5 protein-coding genes are annotated in these 23,474 nt (G+C 70.7%); all 5 read left to right on the plus strand.

Going from position 1 to position 23,474, the window contains the following annotated elements:
• The first annotated feature begins 2 nt into the window (after nucleotides 1-2).
• From ACZ6SD_RS26650 to ACZ6SD_RS26670, 5 genes are read left to right on the plus strand one after another with little or no spacing between them, the layout of a single operon-like run.
• Nucleotides 3-20,150 (plus strand): SDR family NAD(P)-dependent oxidoreductase, encoded by a 20,148-nt coding sequence (locus ACZ6SD_RS26650; RefSeq protein ID WP_465319735.1) that lies wholly within the window; start codon nucleotides 3-5, stop codon nucleotides 20,148-20,150.
• Complete coding sequence (locus ACZ6SD_RS26655) at nucleotides 20,147-21,106, plus strand: LnmK family bifunctional acyltransferase/decarboxylase (RefSeq protein ID WP_465319736.1); 960 nt, start codon at nucleotides 20,147-20,149, stop codon at nucleotides 21,104-21,106. The genes ACZ6SD_RS26650 and ACZ6SD_RS26655 overlap by 4 nt, the downstream gene beginning before the upstream one ends.
• A complete protein-coding gene (locus ACZ6SD_RS26660) occupies nucleotides 21,103-21,363 on the plus strand; it encodes an acyl carrier protein (RefSeq protein WP_465319737.1) in 261 nt (86 codons plus the stop codon). The genes ACZ6SD_RS26655 and ACZ6SD_RS26660 overlap by 4 nt, the downstream gene beginning before the upstream one ends.
• Nucleotides 21,360-22,589 carry a hydroxymethylglutaryl-CoA synthase family protein gene (locus ACZ6SD_RS26665; protein ID WP_465319738.1) on the plus strand — a complete coding sequence of 410 codons (1,230 nt, stop codon included), beginning with the start codon at nucleotides 21,360-21,362 and terminating at the stop codon, nucleotides 22,587-22,589. The genes ACZ6SD_RS26660 and ACZ6SD_RS26665 overlap by 4 nt, the downstream gene beginning before the upstream one ends.
• Before the next feature lie 5 nt (nucleotides 22,590-22,594).
• Nucleotides 22,595-23,329: a thioesterase II family protein gene (locus ACZ6SD_RS26670; RefSeq protein ID WP_465319739.1), complete on the plus strand. Its 735-nt coding sequence runs from the start codon at nucleotides 22,595-22,597 to the stop codon at nucleotides 23,327-23,329.
• The last annotated feature ends 145 nt before the right edge of the window (nucleotides 23,330-23,474 follow it).

Raw genomic sequence — 23,474 nt, forward strand, 5'->3', positions numbered from 1 at the left:
CCATGTCGACAGGTTTCGCTCCGGTCGAGTGCCACCTGGTGCTCGCGCACTCCGACTTCGTCATGCAGAACCACCGGGTGCACGGGGTTTCGGTGATGCCGGGGGTCACGTTCCTCGACATCGTGTTCCGCATCCTAGCGGCGCGGGGCGTGGACACCAGCCGCGCGGTGGTGCGGGACGTGCTGTTCCACGAGGCGATGGTCACCACCGACGGCCACGACCGGGACGTGCGGGTGCGGATCGACGCGGCCGGGACGATCACCGCGGCCAGCCGGTGGCTGCGCGACGGGGAGCCGGTGTCGGAGTACCGGGACAACTTCCAGGCCGTGCTCACCTTCGCCGACGAGCCCGAGCCAGCCCCGGTCGACCTCGCCGCGCTGCGGGCGCGGGCGCGGGCGCTGGACATGGACGAGCTGTACGCCCGTGCCCGCGCCGAGGAAATCCGGCACGGCGACGCCATGCGCTGCTTCGGGTCGCTCCACATAGGACCGGACTACCTGGTGGCCGAGCTGAGTCTCGACGCCGCCACCGCGGCCACCGACGCGGCCTTCCACCTGCACCCGGCGAAGCTGGACTCGTCCACCCTGGCCGCCTTCGGACAGGCGCCGCCGAAAGACGACGACCCGTTCATCCCGGTCTACATCGGCGAGTTCCGCGCTCCCCGGCCCATCACCGGGCGCGTTTTCGCTGTGGTGCCGCAGATCGAGACCATCGCCGAGTCCGGCGACGTCATGCACAACGACTACACCATCGTCGACGAGCACGGCCGGTTCCTGGCGAGGTTCGGGAAGCTGACATGCAAGCGCATCCGTTTCCCGGGGCTCATCACCCGACTCTTGGACGATGTGACCGCCACCGGGCCCGCGGGCCTGGACGACGTCATCGCGCACCTACGCGGGATGGTCGCCCGTGCCCTCGGCGTGGAGCCCGGCGCGGTGGACACCAAGGCCGGGTTCTACAACCTGGGTCTGGACTCGACGGCCATGCTCGGCATGAGCCGTGAACTGGAGTCTTACGTCGGCGCCTCGCTGTATCCGACGCTGCTGTTCGAGTTCTCCGACATCGCCGCGCTGGCCAAGCACCTGCACGAGACTTACCAGCCCACCGGGGCAGCCGCCCACGTCGAAGCCCCGGCCGAGCGCCCCGCCGACCTCGCCGCGCGGGTCGTCACCCCGGCGTGGTCGCCCCAGCCGACCTCGCCGGGCGACGTGCCCACCGACGTCGTGCTCGTTGGCGGCACCCCGGCCCTGGCAGCGGAACTGGGCAAGCACGTCACCGTGCTCCCGGAAGGCTCCGCCGCCCGCCATTACGTCCTGATCGCCCCGGAGCCCACATCCGGGGCGATACCGGCGGCTTACTCAGCGTTCACGCGACTAGTAAAGTCCATAGTGGACTCAAGGCCGGAAGAAGAAGTGCGGCTGGTGTTCGCGCATCCCGGCGGCGCGGAGAACGCCGCTGTGGCCGCGTTGGCCCGCACGGTGACCGCGGAGACACCGATCGTGCGTGCCCGCGCGGTCGAGACCACCTCAGCCGACGCCGTTCTCGCTGAACTCGCCGACTCGACCGACGAGTCCGAGGTCCGCTACCGCGCCACCCGTGAGGTTGTCCGCTTCGCCCCGGCGCGCACCGTCCCCGGAAAGCCCAAGGACAAGGGAGTTTACGTCGTCACCGGGGGCGCGGGCGGGCTCGGCGCACTGGTCGCCGACCGGCTCGCCCGGGAGGCTCAGGCCCGGCTGCTGCTGATCGGCCGAAGCTCCCTCAGCGCGGACCTGGCCGCCCGGATCGCGGACTGGGAAGCCCTGGGCGCCCGGGTCCAGTACGTCCGCGCGGATGTGGCGAACGCGGCCGAGGTCAACGGCGCGGTGGCCACGGCCCGCGCCATGTTCGGCCGGATCGACGGCGTTTTCCACTGCGCGGGCGTGGTTCGCGACGGCCTGTACTTCCGCAAGGACGACGCCGACGTCGCCGCCGTGCTGGCCGCCAAGGTCGCGGGCACCCGGAACCTGATGGCGGCCACCGAGGACGCCGACCTGTTTGTCGTCTTCTCGTCGGTGTCGGCGACCCTGCCCAACATCGGCCAGAGCGACTACGCCTACGGCAACGCCTACGCCGAACACCTCGTCGGCGACCGGGGGCTGGTGGTGGGCTGGCCGTTCTGGGCCGAGGGCGGGATGCGGGTGGCTGACGAGGTCATCGCCCGTGCGGGCCGCGACACCGGGACCTGGCCACTGCCCGCCGACACCGGGCTCGACCTGCTGTGGGGAGCGTTCGGCGGCCGCGGCCGAATCGTCGTGTCCTACGGCGAACCCGCCCGCGTCGAAGCTCTGTTCCCGGCCTCGCCCCACCCCGAGGAAAACCCGCCGGTCGATGACATCGCGATCATCGGCATCGCGGGCCAGTACCCGCAGGCGCCGGACCTGACCACGTTCTGGCACAACCTCGCCGATGGCGTCGACAGCGTCACCGAGATCCCCGAGGACCGCTGGGCGCACGCCGAGTTCTTCCACCCCGACAAGGGAACTGAGGGCCGCACCTACGGCCGTTGGGGCGGGTTCCTCGACGGCGTGGACCTGTTCGACCCCGCTTTCTTCGGCATTTCCCGGCGCGAGGCCGAGCGGATGGACCCACAGGAGCGCCTGTTCCTCAAGACCGCTTGGCGGGCCGTGGAAAACGCGGGCTACCGGCCGGACGGGATCGACGGCGAGACGGTCGGCGTGTTCGTCGGCGTCATGTGGAACCACTACCAGCTCCTCGCCGACCCGGCGGACGGCGTGCACCCGACCGCGATGCACTGCACCGTGGCGAACCGCGTGTCGTACTGCCTCGACCTCGGCGGCCCGTCGATGGCCGTGGACACCGCGTGCTCGTCGTCGCTGACCGCCATCCACCTCGCCGTCGAGAGCCTGCGGCGCGGCCAGTCCACTATGGCCATCGCGGGCGGGGTGAACGTCTCGGTCCACCCGCAGAAGTACTTGCAGCTGGCCGCCGGGCAATTCCTCTCGACGGACGGCCGATGCCGTAGCTTTGGCGAGGGCGGCAGCGGCTATGTGCCCGGCGAGGGCGTGGGCGCGGTCGTGCTCAAGCCGCTGGCGAAAGCGCTTGCCGACGGCGACTTCGTGTTCGGCGTCATCAAGGGCACCGAGCTCAACCACACCGGCAAGGGCAGCGGCTACACCGTGCCCAACCCGGCCGCGCAGGCGGGCGTGATCCGCGCGGCCGTGGAGCGTTCGGGTGTTTCCCCGCACACAATCGGCTACCTTGAGGCACACGGCACCGGGACCTCGCTGGGCGATCCGATCGAGATCGAGGGCATCCGCCAGGCGTTCGGCGACCTGCCGCCGGGCAGCCGCGCCATCGGCTCGGTGAAGTCCAACATCGGCCATCTGGAGAGCGCGGCCGGAATCGCGGGCCTGACCAAGGTCGTCATGCAGATGCTGCACCGCGAACTCGTGCCGTCGCTGCACTCGGACACCCTCAACCCGCACATCGACTTCGCGTCGTCGCCGTTCGCCGTGCAGCGGACGCGGGCGCCGTGGCACCCGGTCCCGGGCGAGTCCGCGCTGCGAGCGGGCGTCAGCGCGTTCGGCGCGGGCGGCGCGAACGCCCATGTGGTGCTGGAAAGCGCGCCGCCGCCCGCGCCGCCCCAGCACACGCCGGGCCCGCACCTGTTCGTTCTCTCCGCGCGCGACAGCGCCGTGCTGCACACCTATGTCGAGTCCTTTGTGGACCTGTTCACCGTGATCGAGAAGCGCGACAGCGTGGGCGACCCGGCGCTGGTCGCCGCGCTGGTCACGCTGGTCGCCGACGTGCTCGGCGTGCCGGAGGACGCGGTCGCGGTCACCGAGTCCCTGGCCGATCTTGGCGTGGACACGGTCGGCCTGAACCGGGTCCACGCCCTGCTTGACGAGCGCGCGCCCGCCACCGCGGCCGAGCTGGCCCTGAACAGCACCATCGCCGAGCTGACCGCGCACGCCGGGGTGGCCACTCCCTCGGTGAGCCTCGCGGACATCGCCTACACCGTGCAGACCGGCCGCCCGATGCTCGCCGAGCGGGTCGCCGTGCTGGCCCGCGACAGCCGGGAGTTGCGGACCAAGCTGGAGACGTACCTGGCGGGCGAGCGCGCGCCCGGCCTGTGGACCGACCGGGCCGCGGGCGACGGGCCTGCGCGGGCGCGGCTGGTCGAGCTGTTCCGGGCGGGCGAGCTCGCGGAGTTGGCGCGGCTGTGGGTGACGGGCGCGGATGTGCCGTGGACCGACTGCTACCAGGGCGTTTCTCGGCGCAGGCTGCCGCTGCCGACGTACCCGTTCCGCGAGGAGCGCTACTGGATCGGCGAGTGGCAGCGGGCCACGGCGGCGCCGACGACGGGGACGGATCTGGCCGGAATCGCCGACGCCATCGAAGAAGCCGTGTGCGCTCGCCTCTACCTGCGCCGCGACGAACTGGACCGCGGGCAGAGCTTCAACGAGATGGGCCTGGAGTCGGTCGGCGCGGTCGAGATCGTGCGCGGGCTCGGCGAGCGGTTCGGGGTCGAGATCGACTCGGTGGCCGTGTACGACCACCCGACGATAGATGCGTTGGCCACCCACATTCTCGCCCTGGGCCCGACTTCCAAGCCCGCGCCCAAGGCCGAGGTGCGGGAGGCGGCCACGCGGGACGCGCCGATCGCGGTGATCGGCATGTCCGGGCGCTTCCCCGACGCGGAGAACCTGGACGAGTTCTGGGCCAACCTCGCCGAGGGCAGACACAGCTTCCGGGACGTGCCCAAGGACCGGTGGGACGTCGACGCCGTGTTCGACCCCAACCGGCTCGCCGAAGGCCGCACCTACAGCAGGACCGGCGCGATGCTGTCCGATGTGGACAAGTTCGACGCCGCGTTCTTCAACCTGTCGCCACTGGAAGCCGAGGCGATGGACCCGCAGCAGCGGCTGTTCCTGCAACAAGCGTGGGCGGGTCTGGAAGACGCGGGCTACGCGGTGGGCCGTGCCGAGAAGACCAGCTGCGGGGTGTTCGTCGGCTGCGCGCCCGGCGACTACAGCCTGCTTCTCGCCGAGGCGGGCCGCGCGGACAGCGGGCACGCCTTCCTGGGCACCACGAGTTCCATTCTGCCCGCCCGCATCGGCTACTTCCTCAACCTCGACGGCCCGACCATGGCCATCGACACCGCCTGCTCGTCGTCGCTGGTCGCGGTGCACTTGGCCGCGGACGCCATCCGGCGCGGCGAATGCGCGATGGCCGTCGCGGGCGGGGTCGCGCTCATGGTCACACCGCAGCTGCACGTGCGCGGCAGCAAAGTCGGGATGCTCTCGCCCAACGGCCGGTGCGTGCCGTTCGACGCCTCGGCCGACGGCACGGTCCTCGGCGAGGGCGTCGGTGTCGTCGTCCTCAAACGCCTTGACGCCGCGCTCGCCGACGGCGACCGGGTGCACGGCGTGCTGCTGGCCAGCGGGGTCAACGGCGACGGCAAGACCAACGGCATCACCGCGCCGAGCGCAGCGTCGCAGGCCGCGCTGGTCGCCGACGTCTACCGCCGCGCGGGCGTGAACCCGCGCGAGATCAGCTATGTCGAGGCGCACGGCACCGGAACCGCCCTGGGCGACCCGATCGAGGTCAAGGCGCTCACCGAGGTCCACCGTAGGCACACCGACGACGTGGGCTACTGCGCCATCGGCTCGGTGAAGGCCAACATCGGCCACACCACCATGGCCGCCGGGATCGCGGGCCTGCTCAAGGTGCTGCTGGCTCTGCGGCACGGCGAGCTGCCGCCCGCGCCCGTGTTCGACGCGCCCAACCCGAAGACCGACCTGGACAATAGCCCGTTCGCCGTGGTCCGTGAGCGTCGCGAATGGACTTCCCCGGGTCGGCTCCTCGCCACGGTCTCCAGCTTCGGGTTCAGCGGCACGAACGCGCACCTGCTGGTCGCCGAGCCGCCCCGGCCGCACCGGTCGCCGGAGGAGGGGGAGTACCTGATTCCGGTGTCCGCCCGCACGGAGTCCGCTCTGGCGGAGTTGCTGGCGCGGCTGCGGGACTCGCTGACCGACGACCTGTCCATCGCCGATGTGGCGTTCACCCTCGGCACGGGCCGCACGCACTTCCGGGTCCGCACGGCATTCGTCGCGACGAGTGTGGCCGACCTGCGCGCACAACTGGCGGGCGGCGCACGCGAACTGCCCGGTTGGGCTCAGTCCTATGTGGATGGAGAAGACCCGGTGTGGCCCGAGCGAGGCCACCGGGTTCCGTTGCCCACCTATCCGTTCGCCCGTGAGCGCCACTGGGTTGAGCGGCCGGAACGGGACCACCCATTCCTGGGCGAGCCGGTCGACGGCGTCTTCACCGCCACGCTCAGTCCCGCCGACTGGGTGGTCGGCGAGCACCGCATCGGCGGCCACAACGTGCTTCCCGGCGCGGCCGGGCTCGACCTGGCGACCGCCGCCGCGCTGCGCGGCGGAATCGACCGCGTGCGGCTCTCGGATGTGCGCTGGCTGCGCCTGTTCGAGGCCGACACCACCCGCACCCTGCGGCTGCGCCTCGACGGCGCGTCCTTCACCCTTTTTGGCGACGACCCCGCGGCGCCCAGCGCGCGGGGCACGATCAGCAGGCTCGACGCCGACGACGAAACCGTTGACATCGCGGCGATCCGGGCGCGGTGCGCGGGCAGCATTCCGGCGCACCGGCACTACGAGGACTTCACCGCGTCCGGGATCGACTACGGTCCGGCGTTCCGGGTGCTCACCGAGATCACGTTCGGCGCCGACGAGGCGCTGGGGACGCTGACCCTGCCGCCGGGCACCGATCTCGGCTTCGCGCTGCACCCGAACCTGCTCGACGGCGCGCAGCAGACCGTCGCCGCGTTGGAGGCGCAGAGCGACGCGCCGCTGATCCCGTTCTCGATCGACTCCGTGGAGGTGTCGCACCCGCGTGTGATTCCCGCGTACTCGCACGTGGTTCGCGCGGGCGGCGAGCACACGTACATGGTGCGGCTGATTTCCGCTGACGGTCGGGTGTGCGTCCGGTACCAAGGTTTCGCGTTGCGGGAGCAGCGAAACCCGGTGGAAGACGCCATCTACGTGCCCGTCTTCCGCGACGCGGACCCGGTCGCCGCTGCGCCGGAAGGCCGGGTCGCCGTGGTGCACACCGCGGAAGCAGGCGCGTTCGCGGCCCAACTGGGCGGCGCGGTCACCGTCGTCGTCCCGGACACCGGCGACCCCGACTTCAGCCCGCTCGACGGGCCACTGGACACGGTTTACTTCGTCGCCCGCGTCGGGCAGCCGGGCGTCGCCCCCGAGCGCGACCGCAGCACGCTCGCGTTGTTCCGGCTGGTGAAGCGGTTCCTGGACAACGGCCGGGGCAAGGACAGGCTCACCATCAAGATCGTCCTCGGTGGCGCGCTCTGCGCCACCCCGGACGAGCCGATCCGCCCGCACGCCGCCGGTCTGCTCGGCCTGGTCCGCGCTGTCGCCGCCGAATGCCCCAAGTGGATAGTTGGATGCGTCGACGTGGGGATGGTCCCGGTCGCGGGGAGCCGGGTGCTGGCCGAGCCGGGGACGCCGGACGTCGTGCTGCTGCGCGGCGACCGCAGGCTGACCCGGGTGTTCGAGCCGACCCGGCTCGCGCCACCGGTTGGCGCCACACCGTTTGTCGACGGCGGGGTGTACCTGCTGGTCGGCGGCGCGGGCGGGATCGGGTTCGCGCTGAGCAGGCTGCTCGCCCGGATCGCCCGCGCGAAGCTGGTGTGGGTCGGCCGGAGCCCGCTCGGCCCAGACCACCAGCGCAAGATCGATGAGATCGCGGCGTTGGGCGGCGAGGCGATGTACGTCTCCGCCGACGTCGCGGACGACTCGGCCCTGCGCGGCGCGGTCGCCCTGGCCCGCGCGCGGTTCGGCCCGATCAAGGGCGCCGTGCACGCCGCGCTCGACCTGCGTGACCGGACGATCGCGAACATGGACGTCGAGACGTTCGAGGCCGGGCTGGCGCCCAAGGTCGCGGGCTGCGCCACCTTGGCGTCGGTGCTGGAGGCCGAGCCGCTGGACTTCCTGCTGGTGTTCTCGTCCGCGGTGTCCTTTGTGGAGGCCGGTGGCCAGGCGAACTACGCGGCGGCCAGCGCGTTCGAGGACTCGTACGCGCGCTGGCTGGGACAGCGCGTGCCATACCCGGTGTCGGTGGTGAACTGGGGTTTCTGGGGCAGTGTCGGCGCGGTCGCGACCGACAAGATGCGCGCGGTGTTCGCCGGGCTCGGCGTCGAGTCGATCGAGCCCGCGGACGGCATGGCCGCGCTGCGCCGGGTGGTCAACGCCCGGCTGCCGCAGGCCCTGGTGATGAAGGGCGATCGGGACCGGTTGCCGAGGATGGGCATCGAGGTCGTGGGCGTGACCGCGCTGAAGGCGGCGCCGGTCGCCGTTTCCCCGCCGGTGAGCACGGGACCCGCTGGCGCCGCCGAGGTCCGCGCCTATCTGCGGCGGGTGTTCGGCGAGGTCCTGAAGTCCGATCCGGCCGGGCTGGACGAGTACGCGACGTTCGAGAACTTCGGCGTCGACTCCCTGGTGAGCCTGAACATCATCAACCGGTTCGAGCAGGACTTGGGCGACCTGCCGTCCACACTGCTGTTCGAGCACCTGACCATCGAGCAGCTGGCCGACCACCTGATGGAGACGCACGCGGACGCTTTATCCGCTGTGGTGGGGAATCCGGCGGTTCCCGCCGAGATTTCCTTGCCGTCCGTGACCGTTTCGCTACCCGCCGACGACCTGGGGCATTCTCGGGCCGGTTACACCCGACTGGAAGGGTTGTCCCGCGCGTTGTTCCGGCAGGCGTTCGCGCAGTGGTCCGGGCGGCCCGAGGTCGGCAGGCCGGTCGCGGTGACCGAAATGATCCGCACGCTCGGCGTCCGAGCCGACTACCACCGGCTGTTCCGCGCCGTGCTGGCCATGCTCGTCCAGGACGGCCACGCCACGCAGGACGGCGACACGTTCACCCTGCTTGACGGCACGCCCGGGTCGGTCGACGTGGACGGCTTCCTCGCCGAGTTCCCCGAGCTGGCCGGGCACATCCGGCTGCTGCGCACCTGCGTCGACGCGCTCGCCGAGGTGCTCGACGGCAGGCGCAACGCCATGGACGTGCTGTTCCCCAAGGGTTCCGCTGAGCTGGTCGAGGCGATTTACCGCGGCCAAGCGGTGTCCGACTACTACAACGGCCTGCTCGCCGCCGGGGTTGTCGCGCACGCGACCCGGACGCCCGGCACGACCCGGGTGGTCGAGATCGGGGCGGGAACCGGGGCCAGTTCGGTGTTCGTGCTGCCTGCCCTGCGCGAGAGCGGCGCGGACGTCGAGTACCACTACACCGACATCTCGCCGTCGTTCCTGCGGCTCGGTGAGCGCACCTACGGCCGGGACAATCCGTTCATGCGGTTCCGGCTGCTCGACGTCGAGGATGACCCGGCAACGCACGGTTTCGAGGCGGGCGGCTACGACGTGGCGTTCGGCACGCACGTCCTGCACGCCACCAAGGACATCCGAGCGACGCTGCGCAACATCGCGAAGCTGCTGCGCCCCGGTGGAATCGTGCTGATCAACGAGGTCACCCGCCGCTCGGACTTCCTCACCCTGACCTTCGGGCAGACCGGCGGCTGGTGGCGCTACACCGACGACACCCGCGTCGAGCACGCCCCGCTGCTCAGCCCCGCGCGGTGGCGGGAAGTGCTGGCGGACGCCGGGTTCCGGGTTGTGCGCACCGACGGCTACCCCGGCACCGCCTCGGACGAGCTGGAGCAGTGCCTGCTGGTGGCCGAGAAGCTGCCGGAAGCCGACGCCCCCACGGCGGTCGGGCGGTCCACTGAGGACATCGCGATCATCGGCGTGACCGGCCGCTACCCCGGCTCGCCGGACCTGGACACGTTCTGGCGCAACCTGTCCGAGGGGCGCAGCGGCATCACCGAGATCCCCGTCTCGCGCTGGGACTGGCGCGAGCACTTCGACCCCGACCGCACCCGCGCCAACACCGCCTACAACCGCTGGGGCGGCTTCCTCGACGGCATCGAGGACTTCGACGCCGGACTGTTCGGCATCCTCCCGCGCGACGCCGCGCACATCGACCCGCAGGAGCGGCTGTTCCTGGAGACCTGCTGGGAACTGCTGGAGGGGACCGGCTATCTCGGCGACGCGTCGCGGGAGCAGTCCACGGGTGTGTTCGCGGGCCTGATGTACGGCGGATACGGGCTGCTGGCCGCGGCCGAGGACTGGCCACGCGGCGAGTTCGCCACCGGCCACTCCGCCTACTGGTCCGTGGCGAACCGGGTGTCCTACGTCTTCGACTTCACCGGCCCCAGTTTCGCGGTCGACTCGGCGTGCTCGTCGTCGCTGACCGCGCTGCACCTCGCCGCGGAAAGCCTGCGGCGCGGGGAATGCCGGATGGCTATCGCGGGCGGAGTGAACCTGATCACGCATCCCGCGCACTTCGCCGCCCTGTGCGCCCGGAACATGCTGGCCTCCGGGGACGGCTGCCGGGTGTTCGACGCGGGCGCCGACGGTTTCGTGCCCGGCGAAGGAGTCGGCGCGGTGCTGCTCAAGCCGCTGGCCGACGCGATCGCCGACGGGGACACCGTGTGGGCCGTGCTCAAGGGCAGTTCCCTCAACGCGGGCGGCAAGACCAGCGGCTACACCGTGCCCAACCCCAACGCCCAAGCCGCGCTCATCGCCGACGCGCTCGACCGGTCGGGCGTCGACCCCGCGACGGTCACCTATGTGGAAGCGCACGGAACCGGCACGGCCCTGGGCGACCCGATCGAGCTGACCGCGCTGTCCAAGGCTTACGGGAGCGGCGGGCCGATCGCGGTCGGCTCGGTGAAGTCGAACATCGGGCATCTGGAAGGCGCGGCCGGGATCGCCGGGCTCACCAAGCTGCTGCTCCAGTTCCGGCACCGAGCCCTGGCGCCGACCATCAATCTGGACTCCCTCAACCCGAAGATCGACCTCGGCGGATCGCGGTTCCAGCCGCAGACCACCGCGGCGGCCTGGGTGTCCGACGGCCCGCGGCGGGCGGGCATGAGCTCGTTCGGCGCGGGGGGCGCGAACGCGCACGTCATTCTGGAAGAGCACGTGAGCACGCCGTTCGAGCCCGACCAGCCGGGAGCGGCGCGGACGTTCGTGTTGTCGGCGCGCACCGAGGCCGCGCTCCGGGAGCACGCCGCGCGCGTGGCCGAGTTCCTGCCGACGACGTCGGCGACGCTGCGGGATCTGGCTTTCACCAGCCAGGTCGGCAGGCGCGCGCAGCCGCGCCGGGTGGCGTTCGTCGTGGTGTCCAAAGAGGAGCTTGTGGACCGGCTTGCCGAGTTCGCCCGGACTGGCATCGCCGCGCCCGCTGAGGAAGCCTGGGTGGGCGGGGCCCGGATCGACTGGCGGGAGCGCTGGACCGAGCAGTCGCCGCGCCGGGTGTACTTTCCGACATCGGTGTTCGAGCGGCGCAGGCACTGGATCACCGATGATCCGCGGCGCCTGGCGCCCGCCCCGGCCACCGTGACCGCGATCGCTTCCGAGTTCGACGGGACGCATCCGCTGCTGGCGATCGCGGGCGACCATGTGCTCGCGGGTGAGCGGTGGGTGCCCGGGGTGGCGCTGCTGGAAATCGCCCGGCTCGCCGGTGGGGTGTCGGCGCCGCTGCGCGTCGAGGATGTGCGGTGGGTCGCGCCGGTCAACCTCGACTCCGGTTCTTCGCGGGTCGAGGTGTCGTTCGACGGCACGGCGTTCACGGTGCGCGACGGCGCGACCACGTTCGCCCGGGGCGTGATCGGCTCGGGCGCCCCGGATCAGTCCGATGTGGACATCTCGGCGGCCGTCGCGCGCTGCGACCGGGAGGTGTCGGTCGGCTCGTTCTACGAGGCGTTCAGCCGGACCGGGCTCGACTACGGCCCGGCGCTGCGGGTGGTGCGGTCGCTGCGGGTCGGGCGCGGCGAGGCGGTGGCCGAGTTGGAGACCACGTTGTCCGGGCACGTGCTTGACCCGTCGCTGCTTGACGGCGCGCTGCAAACCGTGTCGTCGCTGTGTTCCGGGTCGACCGGATACCTGCCGGTCGGGCTGAGCGCGTTGACCGTGACGGGCGCGCTGCCGCGCCGGTGCTGGGCGCGCGTGCGGGAGACCACCCCGCCGGGGCGGATCAACGGCCACCGGCGGTTCAACGTGGCGCTCACGGACGAGACCGGCCGGGTCGCGCAAGGGCTGACGGGCTTGGAGATCGCGCCGCGCCGGACAGAGCCGACCGAAGTCCGATACTTACGTCCATTGTGGACTGTATCGCCGCTGGTCGCGGAGGCCGCCGCCGAGCCGCGCACCCTCCTTGTCGCGGGCGACCCGGGATTGCGGGCCGAGCTGGTCGACCGGTATCCGGAGACCGAAGTCGTGGTGGTGGAACCCGGGGACCGGGCGCGCTACCGCGAACAGGTCGCGGCGCTGGTGGCCAGGGGACGGGTGCCGGACGCCATAGTCGCCGTGGGCGACTGCCTGGAACCGGTGCTGTGGTTGAGCACGGCCGTGCTGGAACGGGACCGGGGTGCCGCCCTGCGCGTGGTGGCGGTGTCCGTCGCCGATGACCCCGAGCAGGTCGCGGTCGCGGGGACGCTGCGCACATTGGCTTTGGAGCACAGCTGGTTCGCGGGGGTTCACGTGCGGACGGCCGACCGGCTCGCCGACCGGGTGATGGACGAGTTGCGCGCGGTGCGGGCGGGCGCGGTTGAGGTGCGCTATGTGGACGGGGTGCGCGAAGTCAAGTCCCTGGCCAGGTTCGAGCCGCCGGAGGTGGCCGCGCCTGCCGTGCGCGTGGACGGCACGTACCTGATCACCGGCGGCGCGGGGGCGCTCGGCCTGCATTTCGCGGCCTTCCTCGCCGAGCGCGGAGCGGGCGCCGTGGTGCTGGCTGGGCGGTCCGAGTTGGACCCGGTCACGGCTGATCGGGTCGCCGGGCTGGGAGAGCGGGTGTCGTATCGCCGGGTCGACCTGGCTGACCCGGGCCAGGTCGCGGAGTTGGTGCGCGCGGCCGGGCCGCTGCACGGGGTGATCCACGCGGCCGGGGTGACCCGGGACGCGCGGGCGGTCGTGAAGACCGAGGAGCAGGTGGCGGCCGTGCTGGCGCCCAAGGTCGCGGGCACCCGCGCCCTGGATGAGGCCACCCGCGGCGAGCCGCTGGACTTCTTCGTCGTGTTTTCCTCCGTGTCGGGGGAGGCTGGGAACCCCGGACAGGCCGATTACGCCTACGCCAACGCTTTTCTCAACGCCTTCGCCGCGCGCCGCACCGGCCCCGGTCGCACCCTGTCGATCGGCTGGCCGCTGTGGGCCGAGGGCGGCATGACCGTGGACGAGGCGACGGTGACGCTGTTCGCCCGGGTGTGGGACATGGTGCCGCTGAGCACCCGCGCGGGCTTCGAGGCGTTCGTGCGCGGCCTGGCCTCGGACGAGCCGTCCCTGGTCGTGGTGGAGGGGCCGGTGCGCGCGCCCGCACCGGCTCCGGTGACCGCGGCCCCTGCGGTTCGGGCGGATCGGGCGGCGCTGGAACGGGAGCTCCGTGGATTCGCGTCCGCGTTCCTGCTGGTCGATGAGTCCGATGTGGACGTGCACGCCGAGCTGCTCGAATTGGGGTTCGACTCGATCACGTTGACCGAGCTGGTGAACCGGGTCAACGAGCGGTTCGGGCTGGACCTGTTGCCCACGGTGCTGTTCGAGTGCCCGGACCTGGTGTCGTTCGCGGACTACCTGTGGGAGCACCACGCCGCCGAGCTGGCAGGTTCGGCCGAGGCGGTCGACCAGCGCGAACCCGCCGAACTGGCCGCAGGGGCTGGACCGGCGAAGCTGGTAGGCCGGGACGAGGTGACCGGGCTGGTTGGGGCGGTCGAGGTTGCCAAGGCAGGCCAGGCGGCTGGCTCGGCGGAACGGGCCAGGCCGACCGGGTTGGTGGAGCGGGCCGACCGGGGCGAGGTAGCCGGGCTGGTTGGGGCGATCGAGGTCGCCAAGGCGGACCAGGCGGCGGACTCTGCGGAACGGGCCAGGCCGACCGGGTCGGTGGGGCAGGCCGACCGGGTCGTGGTGCGCGAGTCGGCTGGGGCGGTTGAGGTCGCCACAGTCGCGACGGGAGAGAGCGCGGCCGAGCCGGTGCGGGTGGCCATCGTGGGCATCGCGGGGGTGCTGCCGGGAGCGGCGGACGTGCACGAGTTCTGGGAGCGGATCGCGGCGGGGGAGGATCTGGTTCGGGGTGTGCCCGAGGATCGCGCGGACCTGCTGGCCGATCCGGAAAGCCGGGACGCGCGGGGCGGGTTTCTGGACGGCATCGACCGGTTCGACGCCAAGCTGTTCGGGATCTCGCCCAAGGAAGCGGCGGTGATGGACCCACAACAGCGGCTGTTCCTGCACACCGCGTGGCGGGCCGTCGAGGACGCGGGGTACCGGCCATCGGACCTCGCGGGCAGTGAGACCGGTGTGTTCGCGGGCGTCGCCACCACCGACTACGACGAACTGCTCAAGGAGCACGGCGTCGAGGTGCAGGCGCACACCGCCACCGGCATCGCGCACTCGGTGCTGGCGAACCGGGTGTCGTACCTGCTCGATCTCCGCGGCCCCAGTGAGACCGCGGACACCGCGTGCTCGTCGTCGCTGGTCGCCATTCACCGGGCTGTGCGGTCGATTCAGGCCGGGGAATGCGCGCAGGCCATCGCGGGCGGGGTGAATGTGATCCTCAGCCCCGGGCTGCTGGTCGCGTTCACCAAGTCCGGAATGCTTTCGCCGGACGGCAAATGCAAGACGTTCGACGCGGGCGCCGACGGCTACGTGCGCGGCGAGGGCGCGGGGGCGGTGCTGCTCAAACCGCTGGCCGCGGCCCTGGCGGACGGGGACCACGTGTACGCGGTCGTGCGCGGCAGCGCGGTCAACCACGGCGGTCGCAGCACGTCGCTGACCGCGCCCAATCCCGAGGCGCAGGCCCGGGTCCTGGTCCGCGCCCACCGGGACGCAGGCGTCGACCCGGACACTGTGACCTACATCGAGGCCCACGGCACCGGCACCCGGCTCGGCGACCCGATCGAGGCCGAGGGCCTGAAAAAGGCTTTCACCACCCTGTACGCGGACCGGGAACGGCCGCTGCCGGACCGCCCGCACATCGCGCTCGGCACGGTGAAGACCAACATCGGGCACCTGGAGGCGGCGGCGGGCATCGCGGGGGTGCTCAAGGTCGTGCTGGCCATGCGCCACCGCGAGCTTCCCGCCACCCTGCACTACCGCGAGCCGAACCCGTTCCTGCGGCTGGATTCCACCCCGTTCGCGGTCAACGACCGCCGACGCCCGTGGACTCCGGTGCTGGACGCGGGCGTGCCGGTGCTGCGGGCGGGAGTGAGCTCGTTCGGCTTCGGCGGGACAAACGCCCACCTGGTGCTGGAAAACGCTGTGACCACTCGGTCCTTTGCGGACACTGAGCCGCACCTGTTCCCGTTGTCAGCTCCCGACCCGGAATCCCTGGCCGCTTACGCCGCGGCTCTCGCCCGGCACCTGGAGAACAACCCGGACGACTCCCTCGCGGCCGTCGCCCACACCCTGCAAACCGGCCGTTCACCGCGCCCGGAGCGCCTGGTCATCCGGACAGCCGACCGAACCGACCTGATCACCCGCCTGCGCGCCTTGGACGGCATCCGCGGCACGGCGAACCGCGGCGTGAACCCCGCGACCGGCCAGGAGAGCCAGGAAGACCTGGCGCGCCAGTGGGTCGCGGGAGCGGAGGTCCCTTGGCGCGAGCAGTGGACCGACCACAACCCCGGCCGGGTCCCGTTGCCCCCGGTGCCCTTCGCCCCGACCCGGCACTGGTTCGAGACCCCGCCCCCACCAGCGGAAAGCACACCCCAACAGCCCACCGGAGGACGCGCGATGCCCAGCCCCCGCCCCCGAGGACCCAAGATCGTGCTGAGCACCCCGGCAGGCAAGACCACCCAGCCCCCGGCCGAGCAGGCGCCGCGGCCGGTCGCGCCACCACCGGCTCAGACGGCGGTTCCGCAGTCGCCGATCCCGGAGCCCCCCGCGCCCCCGGCCGGGGGAAGCCCGGCGGTGCGGGAACTCCTGCGGGACAAGCTCGCCGAGATCCTGGCCCTGCCCGCCGACGAGATCGCCGACGACTCCTCGTTCGTCGAACTCGGTCTGGACTCCATCTTCCGGATGGACTTCGCCCGCCTGCTCAACACCGCGCTGGGCACCGACCTCAAGGCATCGGAGCTGTACGAGTACGACACCATCGACCAGCTCGCCGCGTTTGTCGCCACAGTCGCCCCAGGCAACTCGGTTGACGCGGGCAACTCGGTTGAAGCAGTGGACACCAGGGCGGTGGTGCCGAACGGGAATCCGGCGGAGCTGGTTCACCGGTTCATCGCCGACGAACTGGGACGCGAGTTCGACCCCGCGATCTCGTTCACCGACAACGGTTTCAGCTCCTTCGACATGCTCCGCGTCGTGGACGCGCTGGAGAAGCGGTTCGGGGCGCTGCGGAAGACGCTGCTGTTCGACCACCCGACCGTCGCCGAACTCGCCGCGCAGCTTCACGGCGACGTCGCCGCCAAGCTGGTCGCACCCGCCGGGACCACCAATTCCGGCGCCGTCCTCCCCGCCCGCGACGGCGGCTGGACCATTCTGGAGAAGGACCGGCTCCCCGAGCAGCCGGAGTTCGCGCGGATCGTCGCGGACCTCGAACGCGACCACGGCCGGGAAGGCGGCCTGCCGGGCCGCGACATCGCACCCCTGGTTTTCCTTGGCAGCGAACGGAAGGGCTACTTCAACTTCTCGCGACGCGACGAGGTCATCTTCTCCTGGAGCTACGTCGGCCCGGAGGACCACTTCCCCCGCCTCGCCCGGGAGTACGTCGACTATGCCCAGGCCAACGGTTTGCAGCCCAACCTGCTCGGCCTCGACCGCATCGAAGACGCCGACGGCATCCCGTTCACCGCGACCCCGTTCGGCGCGCTGCAGCGGCTGGACGACCTGAGCACCTTCACCACCCAGGGCAGCAAGATGCAACGCCTGCGGTATGTGCTCAACAAGTTCGAGCGCTCCGGCCGCTGCTCGATCAGCGAGTACCAGGTCGGCTCCGACCCGGCGACCGACCACCGCATCACCGAGATCATCGACGCGTGGGCGGCCAACAAGCCGATGGTCAACCCCTACGTCCACACCGTCCACGACGAGATCGCCCGCGGCGTCCTGGCGCCCCGGCACCGGATGTTCCTCACCCGCGTCGGCGACCGCATCGTCAGCGCGGTGATCGTCACCAAGATTCCCTCCCAGCCGGGTTACCTGCTGGACCTGGAGTTCTACGTCGAGGACATGCCCCTGGGCGGTCTGGAGTGGACAGTCGTCCGGATCATCGAGCAGACCCGCGCCGAAGGCTGCACGGTGTTCAGCTTCGGCGGCAGCTTCGGCGCCAAGGTCGCCAACTCCCCGAACGCCGACCCGGACCTGGAAGCGGGCCTGGCCGAACTGCACTCCCAGGGCATCTTCACCGGCGACGGCAACTTCCGCTTCAAGAACAAGTTCCGCACCACCAACCAGCCGGTCTACCTCTGCCGCCCCGCGAACCTCCCCAACGCCGACGTCGCCACGATCATTTTGATGATCGCCAACCCCGCCAACCGCGCGGCTCGCCAGCCCACGACCTCACTCACCCCGACACCCCGGCCCCCACACTCAGCCACCCAGCCCACTCCAGCCGCCCAGTCGACCTCAGTTGCCCAGCCGATTCCGATCGCGCAGCCCACCCCGGCCGGGCCGTCTGCCCCAACTGCCCAGTCCACCCCAGTTGGCCAACCTATTCCGGTTGCGCAGCCCACCCCAGCCGCGCAGCCCACCCCAGCCGCGCAGCACGGCCCGGTCGCGCCGCCCGCGCCGCCCACCCTGGTGACGCCGACCGCGCGGGTGGCCTCGGCCACCGATCCTGCCCCGGGGCCCCAGCCAACGCCGAGCACTCAAGCCGCCGCCGAGGTCGTCTCGGCACGGCCCGCGACGCCGTCCCAGCACCAGCAGCCGGTCAGGGTGGTCGCCGATCTCCCGCTCGGCGTCCGGGAGCGGCTGCTCGCCGAGCACGGGCACAACCCGCTGCGGATTCCCGCCGAGCACATCGAGTTCGACCTGCTCACCGACTCCTGGGCCGAACTCGCCCACCCCGCCGTCGCCGCCCGCCGCGCCGATCTTCAAGCGCGGCAGGCGCCGCCGATCGAGACCACGTTGCCGTTCGACTGCGTTGTCCCCACGATGTCCGGCAAGAGCGCCGAGGCCGCGCTGTGCCGCGCGTGGCCGCGTCGCGGTGTCGTGCCGCACAACAACCTGTTCCCCTCCTGGTACTTCAACCAGCTCGACAACGGCCTGCGCCCGCGCCTTCTCGACCTCGCCGACCAGGACGGCCCGTTCACCGGCGACCTCGACATCGAAAGCCTCGACGCCGCGCTCGACGCCGAGACCGCGTTCGTGTGCGTGGAGACCGGCAACAACGCCCAAGGCGGCGCCCCCATCTCGCTGGGCAACCTCACCCGGGTCGCCCATGTGGCGCGGCAGCACGGGGTGCCGCTGGTCCTCGACGCGACGCGGGTGGTGGAGAACGCCATCGCCATCGCCGCGCACGAGCCGGGCCAGCAGGGGCGCGACCTCTGGGATGTGGTCACCGACGTGCTCACGACCGCCGACGCGGTGACCATGAGCCTGTCCAAGGACTTCGGCGTCGACTTCGGCGGTGTCGTGGCCACCAACGACCCCGAGGTCGCCCACCATCTCCGTGAGCGAATCTCCCTGCGGGGACACGAAGTCGGGCTGCACGGCCGGACCCTGTTGGCCGCCGCGCTGGCCGACCGGGCGTGGGTGGCCGAGCAGACGACCCGCCGGGTGACGCAAGTGCGGGCGCTGCGCACCGCCTTAGCGGCGGCGGGCGCTCCCGTCCACGGGACCGCGGACGGGCACTGCGTCCTGCTTGACGTCGGCGATCTGGAGTCCGTCGCCGGACACGCCCACCCCGTCCCGGCGTTCCTCACCGCCCTCTACCGGGCCACCGGAATCCGTGCGGCGGCCCATCTATCCATAGAGGACACGCTGGTCCGCCTCGCGGTTCCCCTCGGCACGCCGGAAATCGACACCGTCACCGACCGCCTCCTGAGGTTCCTCGCCGACCCGGCCCCCATCGCCGACCTCCTTCCCGCGACCGGCGACACCGGCCCGCTCGCCGCGTACCACCCGGCCGAGCAGGTGCCTGCCGACATCCGGGAAGCCATGGCCGAGGGACACCGGGCACGCAGCGAGAACCTGGAAGTGCTGCGCGAGTACAACCCCGACGTGCGGCGGCAGGTGCTCACCCTGGCCGATGGCGACGTCGAGGTGTTCACCGCGGGCACGGGCCGCACGCTGCTGCTCATGCTGCCGTTCAACATCGGCGCGGGCGTGTTCGGGCCGCAGTTCGCCACCCTCGCCCAGCGGTACCGGGTCACCGTCGTGCACCACCCCGGCGTCGGCGCGACCACGGCCGCCGGCGACCTGACCTACGACGGCATCGCCGAGCTGACCCGCCAGGCGCTCGACGCGCTCGGCGTGACCGGCCCGATCCACGTCGCCGGGGCGTCGTTCGGCGGGCTGACCGCACAGGTGTTCGCGTTGCGCTACCCTGAGTACACCGCGTCGCTGACCCTGCTGTGCAGCTCCTACAAGCTGGGCAACCGCGCCGGTGAGGTCAACCGGCTCGCCGTGGTGGCCAAGGAAGACCTCGACCACGTGGTGCGCCAGACCGGGTCCGCTCGCCTGCGGGCCGACCGCGCCCGGCTGGAAGAACTGTTGCTGCGCAGCGAAAGCATGGACCCCAGGACCGGCCTGCGCTATCTCGACGTGTTCGCCGCGCAGCCGAACCTGCTCGCCAGGCTGCCCGAGATCGCGGCGCCGACGCTCATCGTGCAGGGCCGCCACGACACCGTGATCCCGCTCAAGACCGCGCACCTGCTGCACGGGTCCATTGAGGACAGTCGGTACCACGAGGTCGCCGACGCCGGGCACTGGCCGAACCTGACCAGCCCGGACGAGACCAACCGGGTGATCGGCGACTTCCTCGCCGAACGCGACGCCCTGTCCACCAACGGCTCGTCCCCCAACGGCCCTGTGACGATCGGAGCATCATGACCACCTCGGCGACCCGGGCGCAGCACCCGGAGTTCGAGATCGTCGACGACCACACCGTGTGGCGGCGGCTGACCATCCGACCCGGCATGTGCGGCCACAACTCGCTGTTCGTCGGCCAGGTCGGCGACTGGACGTGGGAGACGGTCAGCACCTTGTGCGACACCAACGTCTTCGCCGCCCGCGACGCCTCCGGGGCGCCCACCTACCTGGCGTTCTACTACTTCCACATCCGTGGCAACCCCACCTTCCACCACGGCGGCCTCACTTTCGGCGACCGGATCGAGGTGACGTCGAGCTCGTTCGACTACGGCAGCGAGTCCGTGCTGACCCTGCACCGGATCAGCCGCACACCCGGCGACCGGGCCGCCATCGACCCGGTGGAGTTCTTCGAGGACCAGCGCCCGGATTGCCTGTATGTGCAGAACTTCAACCGCTGGGTCACCCGCAGCGACGCCAAGAGCAACCTGGGCCTGGTGAAAAGCTCGCCGCCGGACTTCCGGCACGGCCATCTGCCGACCCTGCCCGCGAAATACTCTCCGCGCCTGGCCTACAAGCAGGCCCGCACCGCGCACACCTTCCACGACGTGGCCTCGCCGGACTACCGCCAGGTGGGCACGGCCAGCTTCGACTACGGCATCGACATCACCCGCGACATCAACGGCGTCGGGCTGATCTACTTCGCGTCGTACTTTTCCATTGTGGACAAGGCCGTGCTCAAGCTGTGGCGCCAACTTGGCCGCGATGACGAGTCGTTCCTCAATCGTGCGGTGCTCGACCACAAGCTGTGCTATCTCGGCAACGCGAACCTCGACTCGGTTCTGCGCGTGTCGGTGCAGGCGTTCCGGTCGGTCGCCGACCCCGGGCACGAGGTGTTCAACGTCGTCGCCACCGACCGGGGAACTGGGAAAGCCATTGCCGTCAGCACGATCCACCTGACCTCGGAGGTGCCCCAGTGACCGCGTCAACCAGTCGGCGTCAGGAGGTCGAGGCCGCGTTCCACGAGATCGTGACCGACATCCTGCCCGAGTTGTCGCCCGGTGAGATCACCGGCGACAAGCACCTCAAGGCGCTCGGCGCCGACTCGGTCGACCGAGTGGAGATCATCCTCGCGCTCATGGACCGGTTCGGCGTGACCGAGCCGATGGCGAGCTTCAGCGAGATCCCGGACATCGACCGCCTGCTGGCGTTCCTGACCGAGAAGAGGACCCGATGACCGGCATCGAGGCGCTAAACGTCCACTGTGGATTCGCCTACCTGACCGTGCCGGAGCTGTTCCGCGGTCGCGGCCTTGACGAGTCCCGCATCGACAACCTGATGATGACCCGGCGCTCCATCGGCCTGCCGTGCGAGGACCCGGTCACCAACGCGGTCAACGCGGCCATGCCGATTGTCGCCGCTCTCAGCGATGAGGACCGGGCCAGTATCGAGATCCTGGTGACGTCCACCGAGTCGGGTGTCGACTACAGCAAGTCGATCGCCTCCTATGTGCACGAGTTTTTGGGGCTGTCGCGCAACTGCCGGTTCTTTGAGGTCAAGCAGGCGTGCTACGGGGCCACTGGGGCTGTTCAGCTCGCGGCGGGCTACCTGGCGTCGAATGTCTCGCCCGGGGCGAAGGCGCTGGTGATCGCGACGGACGTGGCGCTGGTCGACGAGCGCGCGGAGTACTCCGAGCCCGCTGCGGGCCATGGCGCCGCCGCGGTCCTGCTGGGTGCGGACGGCACGATTCTTGAGTTGGACCTTGGCGCGTTCGGCAACTACAGCTACGAGACGCTGGACTCCGCCCGGCCTGAGCCGACGTTCGATATCGCTGACGTGGACCGGTCGTTGTTCGCGTACCTGGACTGCTTTAGCAACAGCGTGGCCGATTATCAGTCCCGGGTCGACGGCGCGGACTTTCTGACGACGTTCGATTACCTGGCGATGCACACGCCGTTCGCTGGGCTTGTCAAAGCGGGGCATCGAAAGTTGATGCGGGAGCAGGGAGTCCGGGCCGCAGCGGAGGTCGAGGCCGACTTCGCTCGGCGGCTCGCGCCTTCGCTGGAGTATCCGAGCGTGGTGGGAAATCTGTGTTCTGGTTCGATCTATCTCGCGTTGGCCAGCCTGATCGATTCGGCGCCGCTCGCGGGTCCGGCTCGGGTCGGGCTGTTTTCCTACGGCTCGGGCTGTTCCAGTGAGTTCTTCAGTGGGGTCACCGGTCCGGGGGCGAAGGAAGCGTTGGGGCGGTTGCGGATCGCCGATCACCTCGCCGCTCGGGTGGAGATCGATTTTCCCGAGTATTTGGCTTTGCTGGCTGTCAACAGGCAGTGCTTGGTGCCGGTCGCGGATCGCGACATTGACCCGTCTACTTACGCCGATGTGTTGGCGTGTGTGCCTGATCGCAAGGAGCAGTTGCTGTTCACCGGGGTTCGCGGCTACCACCGCCAGTACGAGTGGGGGTGAGGGCGGTGGCGGGATGGATCGCGGGGACGGTGCCGGACGCGCCGGTGCGGCTGTTCTGCTTCGCGCACGCTGGGGGCGGAGGCGCGTTCTTTCGGCCGTGGCGGGCGGCGATGGAGCCGGAGATCGGGGTGTGTCCGGTGGTGCTGCCTGGGCGGGAGAGTCGGGTCAAGGAGGCGCCGTACACGCGGATGCGGCCGTTAGTGGACGCGCTGGTTGAAGGACTGGAGCCGTATCTGGATCGGCCTTATGCGTTTTTCGGGCACAGTCTTGGGGCTCTTGTGGCGTATGAGGTGGCGAAAGTGGTGCGGGGGCCGCTCTGCCTGTTTCTTTCGGGTCGGCGGGCGCCGCACCTGCCCAATCGTCGGCGTGATGCTTACGACTTGCCTCGGGGGGAGTTTGTTCGGGAGATGGTTGAGCTTGGTGGCACGCCGCCGGAGTTGGTTCGGCAGCCTGAGTTGCTGGAGTTCTTCATGCCGGTGCTGCGGGCTGATTTTGAGTTGAACGAGACTTATCGGGGGGTGGGTGCTGAGGCTTTGTCTTGTCCGGTGTTTGGGTTTGTGGGGGATGGGGATCCGTTGGCTGGGGTTGAGGAGGTGGCTGCTTGGCGGTCTGTCACTTCGGGGGGGTTTGGGTTGCGGGTGTTTCGGGGGGATCATTTTTATCTTAAGGAGTCTGCTGCTGGGGTTCAGGCGGCTGTGCGGGCTGATCTTCGGCGGGTGATGGTGGCTGTTGCTGGGTGAGTGGGGCTCGCTTGGTGTTCTCTGGGTTCCCTGGGTGGCGTGGGTTGTGTGGGGTTGCTCGATGGGGTGGAGTGGTTTCTTTGGGGCCTTGGTCTCAGGTGGTGGGTGCGACACCGTGGTTGATCAGGAGTTCGTTGAGTTTTTC

The sequence above is a fragment of the Actinokineospora sp. NPDC051303 genome, assembly GCF_055586285.1.

Bases quoted from the DNA above. Each gene is read 5' to 3' on its own strand.
- ACZ6SD_RS26650 (WP_465319735.1), top strand. From the start codon at position 3: ATGTCGACAGGTTTCGCTCCGGTCGAGTGCCACCTGGTGCTCGCGCAC.
- ACZ6SD_RS26665 (WP_465319738.1), top strand. From the start codon at position 21,360: ATGACCGGCATCGAGGCGCTAAACGTCCACTGTGGATTCGCCTACCTG.
- ACZ6SD_RS26655 (WP_465319736.1), top strand. From the start codon at position 20,147: ATGACCACCTCGGCGACCCGGGCGCAGCACCCGGAGTTCGAGATCGTC.